At 62.4% G+C, this 17,539-nt stretch carries 8 protein-coding genes; 4 read left to right on the top strand and 4 right to left on the bottom strand.

The window, feature by feature from the left end; translation table 11 throughout:
- Window positions 1-349: 349 nt before the first annotated feature.
- The 4 genes from AC2CGW_RS14990 to uraH form a co-directional block, all read right to left on the bottom strand.
- A complete protein-coding gene (locus AC2CGW_RS14990) occupies window positions 350-691 on the bottom strand; it encodes a hypothetical protein (protein WP_484574240.1) in 342 nt (113 codons plus the stop codon).
- Window positions 688-11,319 (bottom strand): two-partner secretion domain-containing protein, encoded by a 10,632-nt coding sequence (locus AC2CGW_RS14985; protein ID WP_484574239.1) that lies wholly within the window; start codon window positions 11,317-11,319, stop codon window positions 688-690. The genes AC2CGW_RS14990 and AC2CGW_RS14985 overlap by 4 nt, the downstream gene beginning before the upstream one ends.
- 89 nt (window positions 11,320-11,408) lie before the next feature.
- The gene (locus tag AC2CGW_RS14980; protein WP_484574238.1) at window positions 11,409-13,103 is read right to left on the bottom strand and encodes a ShlB/FhaC/HecB family hemolysin secretion/activation protein; all 1,695 of its coding nucleotides are present in this window, start codon (window positions 13,101-13,103) and stop codon (window positions 11,409-11,411) included.
- Window positions 13,104-13,352: 249 nt separating this feature from the next.
- Complete coding sequence (gene uraH / locus AC2CGW_RS14975; RefSeq protein ID WP_186666722.1) at window positions 13,353-13,706, bottom strand: hydroxyisourate hydrolase; 354 nt, start codon at window positions 13,704-13,706, stop codon at window positions 13,353-13,355.
- 400 nt (window positions 13,707-14,106) lie between these two features.
- Here uraH and puuE point away from each other — a divergent pair, with 400 nt between their 5' ends.
- From puuE to AC2CGW_RS14955, 4 genes are all read left to right on the top strand, one after another.
- Window positions 14,107-15,033, top strand: a complete 927-nt coding sequence (gene puuE, locus AC2CGW_RS14970; protein ID WP_484574237.1) for an allantoinase PuuE — start codon at window positions 14,107-14,109, stop codon at window positions 15,031-15,033.
- A complete protein-coding gene (uraD, locus tag AC2CGW_RS14965; protein WP_186709333.1) occupies window positions 15,033-15,548 on the top strand; it encodes a 2-oxo-4-hydroxy-4-carboxy-5-ureidoimidazoline decarboxylase in 516 nt (171 codons plus the stop codon). Before puuE ends, uraD begins: the two co-directional genes overlap by 1 nt.
- A 106-nt stretch (window positions 15,549-15,654) precedes the next feature.
- A complete protein-coding gene (locus AC2CGW_RS14960; protein ID WP_133331566.1) occupies window positions 15,655-16,158 on the top strand; it encodes an ureidoglycolate lyase in 504 nt (167 codons plus the stop codon).
- 56 nt (window positions 16,159-16,214) lie between these two features.
- Entirely contained in the window at window positions 16,215-17,534 is a 1,320-nt protein-coding gene (locus tag AC2CGW_RS14955; protein WP_186666725.1) for a urate hydroxylase PuuD, read from the top strand.
- The last annotated feature ends 5 nt before the right edge of the window (window positions 17,535-17,539 follow it).

Genomic DNA, 17,539 nt, shown 5'->3' with positions numbered 1-17,539 from the left:
GTAGATGGCCGGCGACTGTACAGAACCCAGGCTGTTCCGAGGCCACATTTCAGTTTCTTGGGATTTCAGACAGAGCCTAGGCTCTGTACAAAAAGCTCTGATACTCGGTGATGCCGCGTTGAAAACAATCTTGGAATGCTCATTTACAACCCATAAACTCCGCTTCCTCGTCTGTTTCGCCTTGCCTGACCTTCGTCTCAAAAATTTTCATACACCTTAGTTTACTTCGCCGGTGGACTGAGGACGAAACCTGCGCACAAAAAAGAGCAGTTCATTCTATCTTAGGAACGCCCGTTATTTTAAAAAGATGCTAAAAAGCCATTCTCAGCAACGCCCCGCACCTTACCCCCTAACTTTGCGAGGGCGCTATATAGTCCTCAGGAATATCTGGCCACTCAGGCTCAAGCAACAAATACTCGGCATCCTCGGCAATATTGTCAAAAAAACTACACAAACTCATGGCATGAGCTCGAAGATGAATTAGAGCCGACTGAGTGGCTAGCGCATCTCCTCCACTCGACGCAAGTCTGCATATATTTTTCGTAAGTTGACCCATACTTTTTTCAAGCAACAGAGAAAGATCCTCATGATAACTAACCTTCAGGTTTTCCAGCTCCACCTCCGGCAACTTTTCCCGAACGATCGCAGCAAACAACTTCCTTACCTCATCAATCTCAGAAAAATCATTCATCGCGGCAATTTCCTTTTTTGTTTAAGAGCAACTTTCGTTTTCGCCTCGTTAATCGAGCCATCGAGATTTAGGACTAACTTTGCTTTGTTTCGACTATCAAATACTTCAATGTGATTCATGTGACTCCCATCGAGGTAGAACTTGTCGCCCCTGTCAATATACTCACCAATACGTGCAGTGGCCACATAAACGCTTTGACCATCGTATATTTGTTTGGTTTTCGTAGAGCTTTCATAGACCTTCCCACCAAACCCCGGCAACTTGAAGAACTCTCCCATGTTGCCAACGCTTCCTGCATTGGGTATAAATTTAACATCGCACGGACCTGTATTATGGACCCACGTTTTAAGTTGACCCACATAGAACGTATGCCCAACGTCCACCGTGAGGTTGAACGTCTCGCCCACCATCTCGTGCAGCGTCACCGAAGCAACGCGACTCGACGTGTCATTTCCAGCTCCATCAGCCAAGGACTGTAGCAAGTCTCCTGTCCTCAACTCCCCCATCGGCACAAAATGATGTCTGGCTGGTACATAGAATGGGTGACTGGGGGTCACGAACAAAGTCTCAGTCTTGACCTGACCATCTGCGCGCGTGCTTTCCAGGGTCAACCGATAGATCGGCTGATCGTTACGGATGTGCGTCGCAGTGATCGCTGCGGCGAAGGGTTCACCCCCGTGCTCAGGCTTGGTCCAGACTATATCCCCAACCTTGAGGGTTTCAATCGCTCGGTCGCCCCCCGGAGTCGCAACCAAGGTTCCTGCTGCGAAGCAGCAAGGGCCACGCTCAGTTCCGCCAACTGCACCCTTGCGACTTGTGACGGCCTTGACGACAGTTCGCAGCCACATCCCAAAGGTGCCGACATCCTCTGCATCGACCCCAATCCCTGCCTGCCCCGCAGCCTCTTGGGCTGCATCGGTCATCGCCTTGGTCATGGCGGTTCCGACGAGTGTCTGCATGGCCTGGTAGTTACTGAGTATCGTTGCGCCGAGCGCGTACTGCTCTTTCCATCCGACTTCCTTCATGCTGCCAGCCAACAGCGCATGAGTTTTCTGGTAGTCATCCGAGAACAACTTGTACTCGCTACGGCAGGCGTCCATGTCACGGGCACACAGCCGCTCTAGTCGCTCCTGGTTTTCGATATTCAGGTCGCCATACCGCTTGCGTACATCAGCGCATGAATTGTTCGCCTCACACGTCTTGAGCTCGGCGAGAAACGCCTCGACCTCTTTATGTCGAAGGAAATTGTTCTGAGTAGCCTGCTGTGCGACCCAAGCAGCCACTTGTTGATCTTTGGCGTCAGCACCTAGGCCAGCAGCAACTGTCATACCGACCAATTGTGAGGTCATGCCCAATACACGGTCGTGAGCTTCACCGGGAAAGATCTTGTCCCCGACCAGTTGCACCAAAGCCTCATTCGCGCCTGCCGCCAAAGCCGCCGTGCGGAAGTCACCGCCCGCCGCCTCAGCAATCAGACCACCGACGATGGCATGCACTGCGACGCGCTTGGGCAACCCGCTGCCCATCAGACGATCTCCGACCTCATTGAAGATCGCTCCGCTCAATGCGTCCGCAGCAATCTCCAGGCCGGCCTGGACAGCGTTGTCCTTCAGGCTGCCACCGTAGACCACCGTACTCAGCGCTGCTTTGAGTGCAATGCGAGACACGATGCTGTCACCGCCCGGTGCAAGCGCCGACATCACATAACCTTTCATGGCATCACTGGAGGTCACATCCTTGACCACCGCACCGAGATTCCCGCGGTTGTTTACCGCACTGGTGGCAGCGTTGGTAGCGGCAGCACTGACCACCGAGTTGGCGGCAAAACCGAGCGTTGAGTTACTTGCGGCTCCGACCGCAGAGGCTCCAGCTCCCCAAGTCAGATAGGTCACGATGATTGCAATGACGAGTGAAGCTCCCGCGCCCAAACCTGACTGATCGTACTTGAAGCTATCGTGAACCTCCTTGACTCGACGCCAGTCCACATCACCCCGAAGCTCTGCTTCCTTGAGCCACGCAAGCTTGGGGTCAGCCACGATCATGGCGTCGATACTCTGGCTGACAGTTGCCTGATCGATATGCTTGATATCGATCTTCAATCCGTCGACAGCCTTGATTGTCAAGACACCTTGCGCAACCAGCTGATTCTGTCGAAGAGTCTCGTCAGTCGTGCCACGGCCTTTCGCACTGTTCCATGCAAGATCGCCCTTGGACTTCTCATGGCTTTCCTGATGCATGTCTTTGACGGCTTCAAAGGTCACTGCACCGCCACTGATAATTGCAAGATCACTTCCAGCTTCGACTTTGGCGCCTTGATAGAGCTGATCGCCACCACTAACCAGAGAGGTGCTGCCACCGCTGCTGACCTCACTGCCAACTGCTTTTACATCTGTAACTTCATCACGCTGGGTCTTGCTGCTACCCCAGTTACCCTTCTTGCTCATGTCATAGAGTGAGTAATGGCTATCGTACTCAGCCAATAGCTCAAGCTTGTCACCCGCGACCAGATAGGCGTCTTCACCCGCACTGACTTTACTGGCAACCATCTTCAGATCGTTTCCAGCCTCGACCTGTATGTCCCCTCCGGCGTTCAGACTGGCACCTACTTGACGAACGTCATCCAACTGCGTTGTCGTCTTGGTCTGGCCTTTCTTACCCTTGGCGTAGTCATGCTCCTCATTGGCCGCCGAACTCAGGAGAATGTCGTTACCTGCACTCAATGTCAGGTTGCGCCGAGCTTCAATATCACTAGCGATGACCGAAAGATCCTGACCTGCTGTCGCGGTGATGCTTCCACCGGCAGTTACCTCGCCTCCGTATTGAGTGATGGTTGTGTCGTAGCCACTGACTCGACGACGCTGATACTCGTGACTTTCGAGAGACTGCTGGCTGGTCAGACTGAGGTTGCGAGAGGCCTCCATATCAAGGTTCCCACCCGCCTTGACCACCCCACCCACGTTGCCGATATCGCGCCCGGCGGTGATGGTCAGGTCGTTCGCCGCCTCGATGCGTGCTGCAGTGTCGACCAGGTCCTTGGTCACATGCTCGCCACCGGCCCGGCCTTCCAGGCGGGTGACGCTGCGTTCGTTGATCACGTCGCCGGTCAGCGCGGTCAGGCTCACTTCACGACCGGCGATGATCCCGCCCTGGGCGTTGCGGATCGAGTCGGTGGCGAGCATGTCCAGGCGTCCGCCTGCTTCGATCAGCCCGCTGTTGCTGATGTTGGTGGCGCTGGCGGCGAGGTTGTTGGTAGCACGCAGGGTGCCGACGTTGACCAGGTCGCCGCCGCTGATCAGGTTGACGTCACGGCCCTGGATCAGCGCGCCGTTGGGGGCGACGCGACCGTTGGCGTGGGCCAGGTACAGTACCGGGGCCAGCACCTTCTCGCCGTTGACCTCGACCTGCTCCATCCAGACGATGTCGTGGGTCAGGGCGGCGACCTGCTCGGCGCTGAGCGACACGCCCACGCTCAGCGACAGCTTGTCCTTGCTGGCGATGGCGTTGTCCATCAGGTAGCGGAACAGCGTCTCGTCGCTGCTCATGCCATCGATGTAGCGCTGGCCGGTGCGGGCCACCACGGCTTCGCGGATCAGGCGTTGTTCGTAGAGGCCGTCGCCCAGGCGCTTGATGGCCTGGTCCGGATTGACGTTGAGCTGGCCAAGCAGGTAGTCGGAGCTCAGGAACTGCTTGAGGTCGGTCAGGGCCGGGTTGGTCTCCACCAGGTACTTGTGCGAGGTACTCGGCACGCTGCGCTCAGGTACGCCCTGGACCAGTCGAACACCCGCTGCCAGGCCATCCAGTGCCACACCGGCGCCGCTGACGGCGCCTTGTGCCGCAGCCGAGCCTTGGGCGGACAGCGTCTGCGCCGCACGGTTGTCGGCATTGGTGGTGCTGGCCAGCGGCGAGATGAAGGTGCCGCTGCCTGCTTGGGTATGGTCGGCGGTGGCGCCCAGGGCATCGCCGCTGATCGCGGCCTGGCCGGTCTGGGTGCTGATGCGGAACAGGCCGTTGCTGCCTTGCGGCAGGCTGAAGCTGGGCAGCGTGACCGGATTGACCTGGCGCTGGGCAAGGTCAGGCGGCAACTGCGGGTTGAGCGCGCGCACCTGGGTCTGGACCTGGCGCGGATCAGCCGTGGCATCGCCACGGGCCCCGATGGCACCGGCTCCAGCCTGATTGACGCGCACCACGCTGTTGTCGATGCGCTGGGTGGCGTTGATGGTCACGGCACCAGCCGACTGCACGACCGCCGGGGCAACCACGGCGCCAGCGATCGGCGTCCTGTTGTCGATGACGTCGTAGATGCTGTACTGCGGATACCCCGCAGCGGCCATGACCTGGTCGAGGGTCAGCGAGCCAGGGTTCTGGTTGAACTGGTTCTTGGCCTGGATGAACGCGTTGTACTGGCCGCGATCACGGGTATACATGCTCGCGGTGAGGTTGCGCTGCTCGCCACCACCGGCGCCCTTGTTCTCGAACACCGCTGTGTTGATGGCGATGTCACCCGCCGCCGAAACGCTGCTGTAGTGGTTGCGGAATGCGTCACCGGCGAAGGTCAGCTTGCTGCCGGTGGTGATGAAGGCGGTGGGGGTATCGCGGTCGATGACGTCTTCCCAGCTTTCCGTTGCCGAGAAGTACAGCTCGCAGCCCTTGCCCTTGCAGCGGTCGTCGGAATAGACGTTGACGTTGCCGGCGACCAGTTTCTTGGTCGAACTCAGGAATTCCTTGCGGTTGAGCAGCGTGTCCACCGCCAGGGTCATGTTGCCGGCGCTTTCCACGCTGCCGGAGATATTGTCCAGCAGCACCGCGCGGGCAGCGGCGTTGCCGGCAAGGTCGAGGCCACCAAGGCTGTAGATATCGCCGTAGTAGTTGCTCAGGCTGCCGACGCGCAAGGTCATGTCGTTGCCGCTGAACACCAGGCCGCGCTGGTTGCTCAGGCTGTTGGCGGCCAGCTTCACCGCCGCAGCGCCACCCAGGGTGCCGCGGTTTTCGAGGCTGGCGGCCGTCACCGTCAGGCCGCCCAGGGCGGTCAGGCGACCGTCGTTGCTCAGCAGGTTGCGCGCGGTCACCACGGTGTCGGCGCCACCGGCCAGGCTGGCGGTACTGGACAGGCGGATATCGTTGGCGACCAGCGTCAGTGCGCCAAGGCTGCTCAGGCGGCCATTGCCGTCATAGTTGCCGGTCAGATCCAGTTGCAGGCTGCCATCGCTGGCCAGCAGGCCATGGTTGGTCCAGTCGCCGCCTCGACCCTTGAGGCTCTCGACCGCCAGCAGCTTGCCGCTGGCGGTCTGGACGAAGCGACCGATGTCCAGTTCCAGGCGCCGGGCTTGCAGCACGCTGCTGTTGGTCCAGCTGGCAGCGGCGATGCTCAGCAGGCCATCGGTATGCAGCACGCCGCCAGCCTGGGTGACCTTGTCGGAGGCCAGGCCGAAGCTACCCTGGCCGGTGTGCAGCAGTTGCCCGCCGCTGTTGCTCAGGCCACCGATCTGCAGGTCGAGGTCCTGGTTGGCGGTGGCCAGCACGCCGTTGTCGTTGAGCAGGTTGCCCGCGACGATCAATCGACTGGTGCCGGTCTTGCCAAGGGCGCGCAGGTTGCCGCTGCGGTTGTCGAGTTCGCTGGCGCGCAGTTGCAGGTCGCTCTCGCTTTCCAGCTGGCCGAGGCTGTTGTAGAGCGCGCCGCTCAGGCCAAAGTCGATGCGTCCGGCGCCGATCTTGCCGCTCTGGTTGAACAGTTGCTGGCCCTGCACCTGCAGCAATCCGGCGGCGTACAGCCCGCCGTCGCGGTTGTCGAGATCGGCGGTGACGATCTTGCCATCACCGCCCTGCGCCGAAAGGTAGCCGCCCTGGTTGTTCACCTTGGCATCGGCTGCGATGTCCACGGACTGCGCCTGGGTGGTACCGCCAGCGTTGTCGAACAGGTCGCTGAAGACGCCCTTGAACAGGCCTTTGGCCGCGCTGAGCATGCCGTTGCCGCTGTTGTCGAGGCTCGCCGCGTGCAGTTCGAGGTTGCCCGCCTGGCTCTCCAGGCGACCGCCGCGGTTATCCAGGCGCTTGTCCAGGCGCACGTCGATATCGCCCTGGCTCTTGAGCGTGCCGGCCTGGTTGTCGAGGGCTACGGCATGGATATCGAGCTTGCCGTGCTCACTGAACAGCAGGCCATCGTTGCCGTTGAGCAGATCGCCGCTCAGGCGCAGCACCAGGTTCTGCTGGCTGGCGAGGTTGCCGCCGTGGCTGTTGTCCAGCGTGCCCGAATCGACATGCAGCAACCCATGGCTGATCAGCTTGCCGCCTTGGTTGTCGACACGCGCGGCCTTGAGCAGCAGGTCGGCGCCACTGACCAGGCGCGCGCCGTCGGTATTGAGCAGTGCATCGGTCAAGGTCAGGTCGAGCGCCGCGCGGCTGATGAGCTGGCCCTTGGCGTTTTCCAGACGCTTGCCGGCGACGCTGATCGCCTGGCCGTTGATCTGCCCGCCCTGGTTGTCGATGACGGTGCTGTCCTGGTCGAGCGTCAGGTCACCTGTGGCGGAAATGAGGCCGCCGCTGTTGTCGAGCCGGTCGCTGACACTGAGGGTGATCGCCTGCTCCGAGGAGACGATGCCCTTGCGGTTGTCCAGGCTGGCCGCCGTGATCTGCTGGTGGCCCTTGCTGACCAAAGCACCCTGGTCACGGTTGTCGAGAGCGCCGGTCAGGGTCACGGCAAGATCGCCGTCCTTGCTCGACAACGTGCCTTCGCCGCTGTTGTTCAGGTCGCTGCCGGTGACCTGCAAGCCTTGAACGCCGGACATCAGGCCTTTGGTGCTGTTGTCCAGCTGTGCCGCCTCTACGGTCAGCCGGCCGTCGCTGAGGATGCGGCCCTGCTGGTTGTCGATGCGCTTGGCCAGCAGGCTGAAGGATTGCTGGCTGGTGACTTCGCCAGCGCTGTTGTCGAGCGTGCCCAGGCGCTGGATGATCAGCGGGCCATTGGCACTGATCAGGCCGCCCTGGTTGGTCAGGTCGCCGCCGTTGAGGTCGAGGTCGAGTTTCTGCTCACCGATCAGACGCCCCTGGCGCTGGATCAACGCACTCACCCGCAGCAGCAGATCGCCCTTGGCGGAGATCTCGCCACCCTCGCTGGAATCGACCTGCCCGGCCACCAGCGTCAACTCGGCATCGCTGTGGATGCGACCGCCGCGCTGAAGGGCATCGGCGCCGTTGCGCACGTCGCCCGTGGTCAGGGTCATGGCCTGCTTGCTGCTCAAGGCTCCGCCCCGGTTGTCGAGGCCGTCGCTGGTGACGGTCAGCGCCGCCTGGCTGATGAGCTGGCCGCCCTGGTGGTTGTCCAGTTGTCCGGTCGTGACGGTCAGGCCGGTGTTGCCCGACATCACGCCACGCTCGCTGTTGAGCACCCCTGCACTGGTGACGGTCAGCGCTGCGGCGGCGGAAAGGATGCCCTGGTCGTGGTTGTCGAGTTGGCCGTCGATCACGGCCTTGAGGGCCTTGCCGCTGGCCAGGGTGCCGCCACTGAAGTTATCGAGGCTGGCAGCCTCGACGTCGAGATCGTGGCTAGCCGACAACACGCCCTTGAGGCTGTTGTCCAGAACACCGGCAATGCGCAGGGTCAGGTCCTGGGCGCTGATCATGCGTCCGCCACGGTTGTCGAGGCGGTCGGCGATCAGGCTGAAGCCGTGGTCGCTGGAAATCTCTGCTCCGTTGCGGTTGTCCACCGCGCCGATCTGGCGCAACAGCAGGCTGCCTGGCGAGCGCAGCAAGCCACCGTCGCGGTTCACCAACTGGCCGTGCTGCAGGTCGAGATCGATGCCGGTCCCGCTGACCAGTTGCCCGTGGTCATGCTGGTCGAGGCCGGTCAGCGTCGCATCGATCTGGCCGGAGGCACTGATGCGGCCACGGGCGCTGTTGTCGAGCTGGGTGGCGACCAGCAGCAGGCTGCCGGCACCGATGTTGCCCTTGGCGCTGTTGTCGATGGCGCCGCTGCGCAACTGGGCATGGCCAGCTGCACTGATGGCGCCGCCCTGGCTGTTGTCCAGGCGGGCGGCGTCAAGCACCAGCCCGGCATCGGTCACCAGAATGCCGCCCTGGTTATCCAGCAGCCCTTGGCTGGTCAGGCCCATGGCAGCGATTGCCGAGACCTTGCCGCCCTGGCGGTTACGCAACGTGCCGGCGTTCAGCGTGAGGGTGCCGTCACTGACGATGAGCCCGGCGTCGCTGTTGTCCAACTGGCCGTCCAGGGCCAGCTCGATATGCTTGTGGCTGCTCAACCGGCCGCCGTTGTTGAGCAGTTCGGTGCCTTTCAGGCTCAGGCTGTCGTAGCCGCTGAGCAGGCCCTTGTTCTGGTTCAGCAGGCGCTGGACGGTCAGGGTCAGGCCACGGTCGCCAATGACCTTGCCCGCCTGGTTGTCCAGCAGCTCGCTGGCGTCGAGCACGACCTTGCCTGCGCTGGAGATCTCACCCTGCTGGTTGAGCACGCGCGCCGCGCGGATGTCGACCAGGCTGGTCGCGCCGATCCCGCCGCCGTTCTGGTTGTCGATGGTATTGGCGGTGAGCAGCAAGCTACCCAGACTGGTCAGCCTGCCGCCCTGCTGGTTCAAGGTGCCCAGGTGGGCTTCGAGGTCACCTTTGGCGGTGATGTTGCCCAGGCGTTGATTGTCGACCTTAGCGGCGATCAGCTCGAGGCGGCCATCGCTCTGCAGGTGACCGGCATCGCTGTTGGCGAGGCTGGCAACTTCGATGTGGGCCTTGCCCTTGGTGGTGGCTACGCCCTTGTCGCGGTTGTCGAAGTCCCCGCCGGTGACGGTCAGCGAGCGGTCGGCAAGCACCAGACCGCCACGGTTGTCGAGGCGTTCGCCGTGCAAGGCGAGGTCGCCGACGCTCGACAGCATGCCGTTGTCGCGGTTGTTCAGGGTGGCCACTTTGACGGCCAGGGTGCCGTCGCTGAGCAGGTTGCCCTTGCCGCTGTTGTCCAGGCCCACGGCTTTGAGATCGAGCAGACGCTTGGCCGAGATCAGGCCGAGGCGGTTATCGATGTCGGCGCTGGCGGCGATCAGCACGTCGCCGCCCAGCAACTGCCCGCCGCTGTTGAGCAGCCCGGCGGTGGTGATGTCGAGGCGATCGGCCTTGAGCTTGCCGCCGTCCTGGTTGTCCAGCAGCGCGCGGGTGGTCAGCCTGGCCTGCTGGTCACTGCCGATCAGACCGTTGGCGCGGTTGTCCACCTGGGCGGCGCTGACCTGCAGATCCCCCTGGCCGACCACGCGGCCGCCACGGTTGTCGAGGTTGCCGGTGATATCCACCACGGCCTGGCCCTTGCCTTGCAGCAGGCCTTGCTCACGGTTGTCGATCGCACCGCCCTTGGCTTTCAGGGTGTCGTCGGCCAGCACCTGGCCTTTGCGGTTGTCCAGCAGGCCTGCGGTCAGCGTGGTGTTGCGGCCCTTGAGGCTGCCACCCTGGTTGTCGAGCTTGGCGCTGCTGTCGATCTCGAGGTTGCGGTTGGCGACCACGCTACCGCGGTTGTGCAGGGTCTGGCCCTTGAGGGTCACGTCGCCCTGGGCGCTGCGGCTGTTGTCTGGCTCCACGCCGGCTTCGATGATGCCCTGGTTGTCGATCCGCGCGCCCTGCACGCTGATGCTGCCCTTGGCGGCGAGGCTCTGGCCGACGCTCACATCGTCGCGCACACGTACGGTGGCGCTGCCGGCGGTGTAGGTCTTGCCGGTCAGCTCGGCGCTTTGTGCGGCAATCTTCAGGTCGCCGGCGCTGGAGGTCTGCGCAAGCGTCACCTTGCCGTTGGCATCCACCTGGATATCGCCGGTGGTGGCGGCCATGTTGCCGGCCAGCTTGACGCCCACGCCCTGCTCGGTGCCGACCAGGCGGATGGTGTTGGCGTACATGCCGCCCAGCGCCGAGCTGTCGATGGCCAGCAGGGGCTTTTCGCTGCCGTCGTCGGCACGCGGGGTGGCTTGCAGGGTGTCGGCCTGGACGTCGTTGCGCCCGGTGACGATGTTCAGTTGCTTGGCATGCAGCTCGGTATTGAGCTTGGCACTGCGGGTGATCAGGTCGAACTGGTCGAGATTGGTGGCGTTGAGGGCATCGCCCTCGATGGCGATGTCGCCGCCATCGACCTGGAAGCGGTCCAGGCGCTCGCCGTCCATGATCGGCTTGCCGGTGGTGAGGGTCGCCCGTGGCGTGTTGATGAAGCCGCAGCCATTGCAGGTGATGCCGTGGGGGTTGGCGACGATGACCCGTGCCGACTGCCCGGCCACCTCGGTGTAGCCCTGCAGGTTACTGCGGTTGCCGCCAGTGACCTGGTTGAGGATCACCTGGGCCGCCTGCCCCCTGAGGTTGGGGTTGCCGACGATGATGCCGCCCAGTTGAGTCGACTGGGTCTTGCCGGTGGCGTTGTTGAGGATCAACCCGTTGCTGCCGACGTTGTAGTCGCGGAAGGTGTTGCTCGACAGGCCGCTGCCGTTGGGGGTGGCGATATTGACGATCGGCACCCCGTTGCCGGCCTGGTTGATGCTGGTGTTGGCATTGGCCGCTGCATCGACGGTCAGCTGTGCAGCCGTGCTGACGATGGGGTTGAGAAACATCACGCCAGCGACGATCAGGGCGATGCACTGGTTCAGTGGGGTGCGGATATCCATGTCGAACAAACTCCAGTCGCAGCTCAGGCCAGTTGCCGGCCTGCCCCGCAAGGGGCAGCGATGTCACGGGTAATGGGTAGGGCCGACGCTCAGAAGAAGGCGTCGACGCGGAAATAGATCGGGTGCTCGCGGCGGGCCACCGCATCGGGCCGCTCCAGCGAACGGGCAAAGGTTGCGCTGGCGGCGAAGTACTGGCCACGGACGTTGAATTCCAGGGCATTGCCACTCAGGCGCCCATGGTCCTTGCCGTTGCCATGCTGGCCCTTGATCACACCGGCATCGTAGGCGAACGCCATGCCGTATTCGCGCAACCAGGGCTGCAGCGCTGCCCAGGTGACCGGCCGACGCCAGCGCAACTGGTTGCGCCAGTAGCCGCCGCTGTCGCCGGTGAGAGTCTGATCCTTGAAGCCACGCACCGAGGTCAGCCCGCCGACACTGATGCGCTGCGCACTGTAGAGCGCGTCCTCGCTGCGCTGGCCGGTGGCCAGGCTGTCGAAGCTGAACTGTTCGCCCCACAGCTGGAACGGCTGCAGGTAGCTCAGGGTCAGGGTGTACTTGTTGTAGCGCGACACCGGTTCGTTGCCGTGGGGGTCGCCTGCGCCCTGGGCGTCGAGCGCGCCGATGCCCTGCTGCCAGCCGGCATCGAGGTTGACGAAGGCGTTGCCGATGCGTCGGCCGTGGTTGACGCCAAGCTGACGCTCGGTGATGCGGGTGCTGGAGACATCGATCAGGGTGTCGTCAAGGTAGTTGCGCGCGCGCAAATGGCTCACACCGATGTTCACCGCCGTCTTGCTCAGGCTGTCGCGGTGGATCACCCGTTCGGCCTGGAACTGGTGCACGCTGTTGTCGCCGTCGAGCTTGAAGGGAAAGCCGCTGGAGGTGTCGCGGGTGCGGTAGTAGTTGTGGTTGTAGCTGTAGTTGAAGGTCCACCAGCCCCACGGCAGGCTGTAGTTCAGGCCATGGCTGTCGGAATGGCGCCAGTGGTCGCTGACCACATCACGCCCGCCCCTGAGGCTCAGCTGATCGGCCAGGCCCAACGGGCTGTCCCACTCCAGGCCCAGGTTCATCTGTTGCTCGCCGCTGCTGGCATCACCATTGTTGTGGCGGCTGGCCGAGACCCGCCAGGGCTTGTCACGCTGGCCCTTGAGCTGCACGCGGCTACCGCCGACTTCCTGGCCTGGCACCAGCTCGACTTCGACCTGACGCGACGGCAAGCGACCAAGCTGGTCGACCATCTGCTCCATGTCGCGCAGGTTGAGCACTCCGGAGACCTGGCCGGGGAAGGTCATGGCCATTTCCCGTGGGCTGGCGAGCGCCGAGCTGTCCAGGCCTTCCAGGCGCCCTTCGACGATGATGATCTGCAGGATGCCCGAACCCAGGTCCTGCTGCGGCAGGTAGGCACGGGTGGTCAGGTAGCCGCGGTCGATGTAGTGGTCGGTGATGCGCTTGAGCAGGCCGTTGAGCTCGCCGACCTGCAGGCACTTGCCTTCATAGCCCTCCACCAGTGCCTGGCGCTGCCGCTCGCTGAGCAGGGTCGCACCTTGCAGCTCGACGCTGCGGATCTGGAAGCAGCGCCCTTGCTCCGAGGGCGCCACAGGAGCCTGAGGGGCCTGCTTGCCGGGCAATTGCTGCAGCTCCTCAAGGCGCTTGCGCTGCTCTTGCAGAAGGTTTTCCTGACGGTCACGAATCAGGTCGCGGTCGCCGGGAGACTGGAAGGGGGCGGCACTGGCAAGCAGCGGCAGGAGCGCAAAGCCGGTTGCCAGCGCACGGAGGAAGAGGGACATGCAAGTAATCCGTCACTTGAGAACTGATCGCATCACTGCGAAAGGGTGCGCAGGATACAAGAGCAGAACCACGCCATCAATGCGCCACTCAGTGCTTTGCGACGAACGCTGATACGTTTTCGTGCCTGGAATAGCGAAGGGATGCGGGACTGGGGGATCGGGCGGGGTTTCGGACAATTGCTACAGAATGAAAAAAGCCCGCCAGTGTGATAGCGGGCAAGGACCTACGAAGATTCTTCTAGCGACCAACTAGCTCCCGCGATAGGTCGAATAACTGTACGGCGAGATCAGCAGCGGCACGTGGTAGTGCTCCTGCCCTTCATCGATGCCGAAGCGCAGCACCACGACATCGAGAAACGCCTGGTCAGGCAGTGCAACACCCTTGGCCCGGTAGTAGTCCCCGGCACCGAACTGCAACTGGTAGACACCGGTACGGTAGTCATCGCCCTGCAACAAAGGCGCATCGACGCGGCCATCGCTGTTGGTCAGTGCACTGTTCACCAGCTCCAGTTGCTGGCCTTCGACACGGTACAGCTCGACCTTGATCGAGCTGCCCGGGCAGCCGTGAGCGGCATCCAGTACGTGTGTGGTCAAACGTCCCATTTGCTTGTCGCCTCTTGTCGTTTGCATGGGCAGAAAATACACGGCATGCACCAACACGAGGCTGGCGAAATGCCGGAATGGGCTCATTAAGACACTTTCGATTCAGATTGTACACAATTTTTTGAACTTCCCTGCGCACCGCTCATGGCAGGCCTTCCGAGCATGGACATCAGTCGCAAATACAGGGCCTGTGCAGCAGGCCGAGATATTATCTGACCGATCAGGCAGGTTTCTTGCAGTGCTTTTCCAGCCTGGGTTTGAGGCGACAAGTGGGAAGAAATGCGGAAAAACGGGCTTACAAATGGACAAATAAGTTGTATACAATCACCCCATCCGGTGCGTGCGACAACCCGCCGCGGTCCGCCCACCACCCGCACCTACGAACATAAGGAAGACTGCAGTGAGCGCTGACTACCCTCGCGACCTGATCGGTTACGGCAACAACCCACCTCACCCGCAATGGCCGGGCAACGCCCGCATTGCCCTGTCTTTCGTGCTCAACTACGAAGAAGGTGGCGAGCGCAACATCCTGCACGGTGACAAGGAGTCCGAAGCCTTCCTCTCTGAAATGGTGGCTGCCCAGCCGCTGCAGGGCGTGCGCAACATGAGCATGGAGTCGCTCTACGAATACGGCAGCCGCGCCGGGGTGTGGCGCCTGCTCAAGCTGTTCAAGGACACTGGCGTACCGCTGACCATCTTTGCCGTGGCCATGGCCGCCCAGCGCCACCCGGACGTGATCCGCGCCATGGTCGAGGCCGGCCATGAGATCTGCAGCCACGGCTACCGCTGGATCGACTACCAGTACATGGACGAAGCGCAGGAGCGCGAGCACATGCTCGAAGCCATCCGCATCCTCACCGAGCTGACCGGCGAGCGCCCGCTGGGCTGGTACACCGGCCGCACCGGCCCGAACACCCGGCGCCTGGTGATGGAGGAAGGTGGCTTCCTCTATGACAGCGACACCTACGACGACGACCTGCCCTACTGGGAACCGAACAACCCCACCGACAAGCCGCACCTGGTGATCCCCTACACCCTGGACACCAACGACATGCGCTTCACCCAGGTGCAGGGTTTCAACTGCGGCGAGCAGTTCTTCCAGTACCTCAAGGACGCCTTCGACGTGCTCTACGAAGAAGGCGCCGAAGCGCCGAAGATGCTCTCCATCGGCCTGCACTGCCGCCTGGTCGGTCGCCCCGCGCGCCTGGCCGCGCTCAAGCGCTTCGTCGAATACGCCAAGAGCCACGAGCAGGTCTGGTTCGCCCGTCGCGTGGATATCGCCCGCCATTGGCACGCCACCCATCCGTACAAGAAAGAGAACGCCTGATGACCGCTTTCAATACCCTCAAGCCCTCGGCCCTTGACCGCGACGCCTTCGTCGCGGCCTTCGCCGACATCTACGAGCACTCGCCGTGGGTCGCCGAAAAAGCCTACGCACTGGGCAACCTGAGCGAGCTGGACGAGATCGAGGTGCTGCACCAGCGCATGAGCGACATCCTGCTCAGCGCCAGCCACGCCGAGCAACTGGCGCTGATCAACGCTCACCCGGACCTGGCCGGCAAGGCGGCGGTGCAGGGCGAACTGACCGAATCGAGCACCAACGAACAGGCCGGCGCCGGCATTCACCAGTGCACTGCCGAAGAGTTCGCACGTTTCACCGAACTCAACGACGCCTACAAGGCAAAATTCCAGTTTCCGTTCATCATGGCGGTCAAGGGCAGCAACCGGCACCAGATCCTGGCCTCCTTCGAAAAGCGCATCCACAACGACATCGATGCCGAGTTCAAGGAAGCCCTGGCGCAGATCAACCTGATCGCCCTGTTCCGCCTGCTGCAGCTTTGAGGACCAACCCCGGGACTGGCCCGAGTGCGTGACGCGACCGCACCCAGGGCCTGCCCGAACGAGGTCCGCCCTACATACCGATAACGAATACAGAAGAGATAACCGCATGCGTACCCTGATGATCGAGCCCCTGACCAAAGAAGCCTTCGCCCCGTTCGGTGACGTGATCGAAACCGATGGCAGCGACCACTTCATGATCAACAACGGCTCGACCATGCGCTTCCACAAGCTCGCCACGGTCGAGACCGCCGAGCCGGAAGATAAGGCGATCATCAGCATCTTCCGCGCCGACGCGCTGGAGATGCCGCTGACCGTACGCATGCTGGAGCGCCATCCGCTGGGCAGCCAGGCTTTCATCCCGCTGCTCGGCAACCCCTTTCTGATCGTGGTCGCGCCAGTTGGCGATGCACCTGTATCAGGTTTGGTCCGAGCCTTCCGCAGCAACGGCAGGCAGGGCGTTAATTACCATCGCGGCGTCTGGCACCACCCGGTGCTGACGATCGAAAAGCGGGATGACTTCCTGGTGGTTGATCGCAGTGGTTCCGGCAACAACTGCGACGAGCATTACTTCACCGAGGAACAGATGTTGATCCTCAATCCCCACCAATAAGAAAAGGTCGGTCATCCCGGGTCTCGGCCCGTCGGTGATCGGCAGAGGTACATACTGTGGAAGCACACCTTCACGAATGGCTGAACCTGAGCATTCGCTGGGTTCACATGATCACCGGCGTGGCCTGGATCGGTGCATCGTTCTACTTCGTCTGGCTGGAGAACCACCTGAATCGAAGCAACCCGCGCGATGGGTTGTCAGGTGACCTCTGGGCCATCCATGGCGGTGGTATCTACCACCTGGAGAAATACAAGCTCGCACCACCGAAAATGCCCGAGAACCTGCACTGGTTCAAATGGGAAGCCTACTTCACCTGGATGTCCGGGATCGCCTTGCTGTGCGTGGTGTTCTACTGGAACCCAACCCTGTACCTGCTGGCACCGGGCAGCACCCTGAGCGGCGCAGAAGGCGTGGCCATCGGCATCGGTTCGCTGATCGTCGGCTGGTTCGTCTACGACTTCCTCTGCGACTCACCGCTGGGCAAGCGCCCTGCCCTGCTTGGCGCCGTGCTGTTCGTGCTGATCATCGCCGCGTGCTGGGGCTTCAGCCTGGTGTTCAGCGGTCGTGGCGCGTACCTGCACACCGGCGCGATCATCGGCACCATCATGGTCGGCAACGTGTTCCGCATCATCATGCCGGCCCAGCGCCAGCTGGTGGCGGCGATCGAGAACAACCAGACCCCTGATCCGGTACTGCCGGCCAAGGGCCTGCTGCGCTCGCGACACAACAACTACTTCACCCTGCCGGTGCTGTTCATCATGATCAGCAACCACTTCCCGAGCACCTACGGCAGCCAGTACAACTGGCTGATCCTGGCCGGGATCGCAGTGGCTGCGGTACTGATCCGTCACTATTTCAACACTCGCCACGACAGCAACAAGTACGCCTGGACCCTGCCCGTGGGTGCCCTGGCGATGATCTGCCTGGCCTATGTGACCGGTCCCAAGCCGCTGCCGACCTCGCCCGAGCAGGCTGCCGCGAAGATCGAGTACCAGCCGTTGCCAGCCACCGCGGTCGGCGGCAAGACCGCTGCCGAGCTGCGCGCCGAGGAAGCGGCCAAGGCTGCCCAGGCACCTGCCGAAGCTCCGGCCCAGGCCACCGCCCAGGCTGCGCCCGGCAACTTCGAGAAGATCCACAACGTCATCCAGGAACGCTGCACCGTGTGCCACTCGTCGAAACCGACCAGCCCATTGTTCAGCACCGCCCCGGGCGGCGTGATGTTCGACACCCCGCAGCAGATCCAGGCCCAGGCCGCGCGCATCCAGGCGCAGGCCGTGGCCAGCCAGATCATGCCGCTGGGCAACATCACCCAGATGACCGTCGAGGAACGCAAGCTGGTCGGTGACTGGATCGCCAAGGGCGCCCCGGTCAACTGACACCC

It is taken from the genome of Pseudomonas sp. SYWMCR5 (assembly GCF_057197165.1).
The sequence above is the reverse complement of the archived record's forward strand: the minus strand, read 5'-3'. Positions and strand labels throughout refer to the sequence as shown.

Coding starts and splice junctions, on each gene's coding strand:
- AC2CGW_RS14990 (WP_484574240.1), bottom strand. CDS start 691: ATGAATGATTTTTCTGAGATTGATGAGGTAAGGAAGTTGTTTGCTGCG.
- AC2CGW_RS14985 (WP_484574239.1), bottom strand. CDS start 11,319: ATGGATATCCGCACCCCACTGAACCAGTGCATCGCCCTGATCGTCGCT.
- AC2CGW_RS14980 (WP_484574238.1), bottom strand. CDS start 13,103: ATGTCCCTCTTCCTCCGTGCGCTGGCAACCGGCTTTGCGCTCCTGCCG.
- uraH (WP_186666722.1), bottom strand. CDS start 13,706: ATGGGACGTTTGACCACACACGTACTGGATGCCGCTCACGGCTGCCCG.
- uraD (WP_186709333.1), top strand. CDS start 15,033: ATGACCGCTTTCAATACCCTCAAGCCCTCGGCCCTTGACCGCGACGCC.
- AC2CGW_RS14960 (WP_133331566.1), top strand. CDS start 15,655: ATGCGTACCCTGATGATCGAGCCCCTGACCAAAGAAGCCTTCGCCCCG.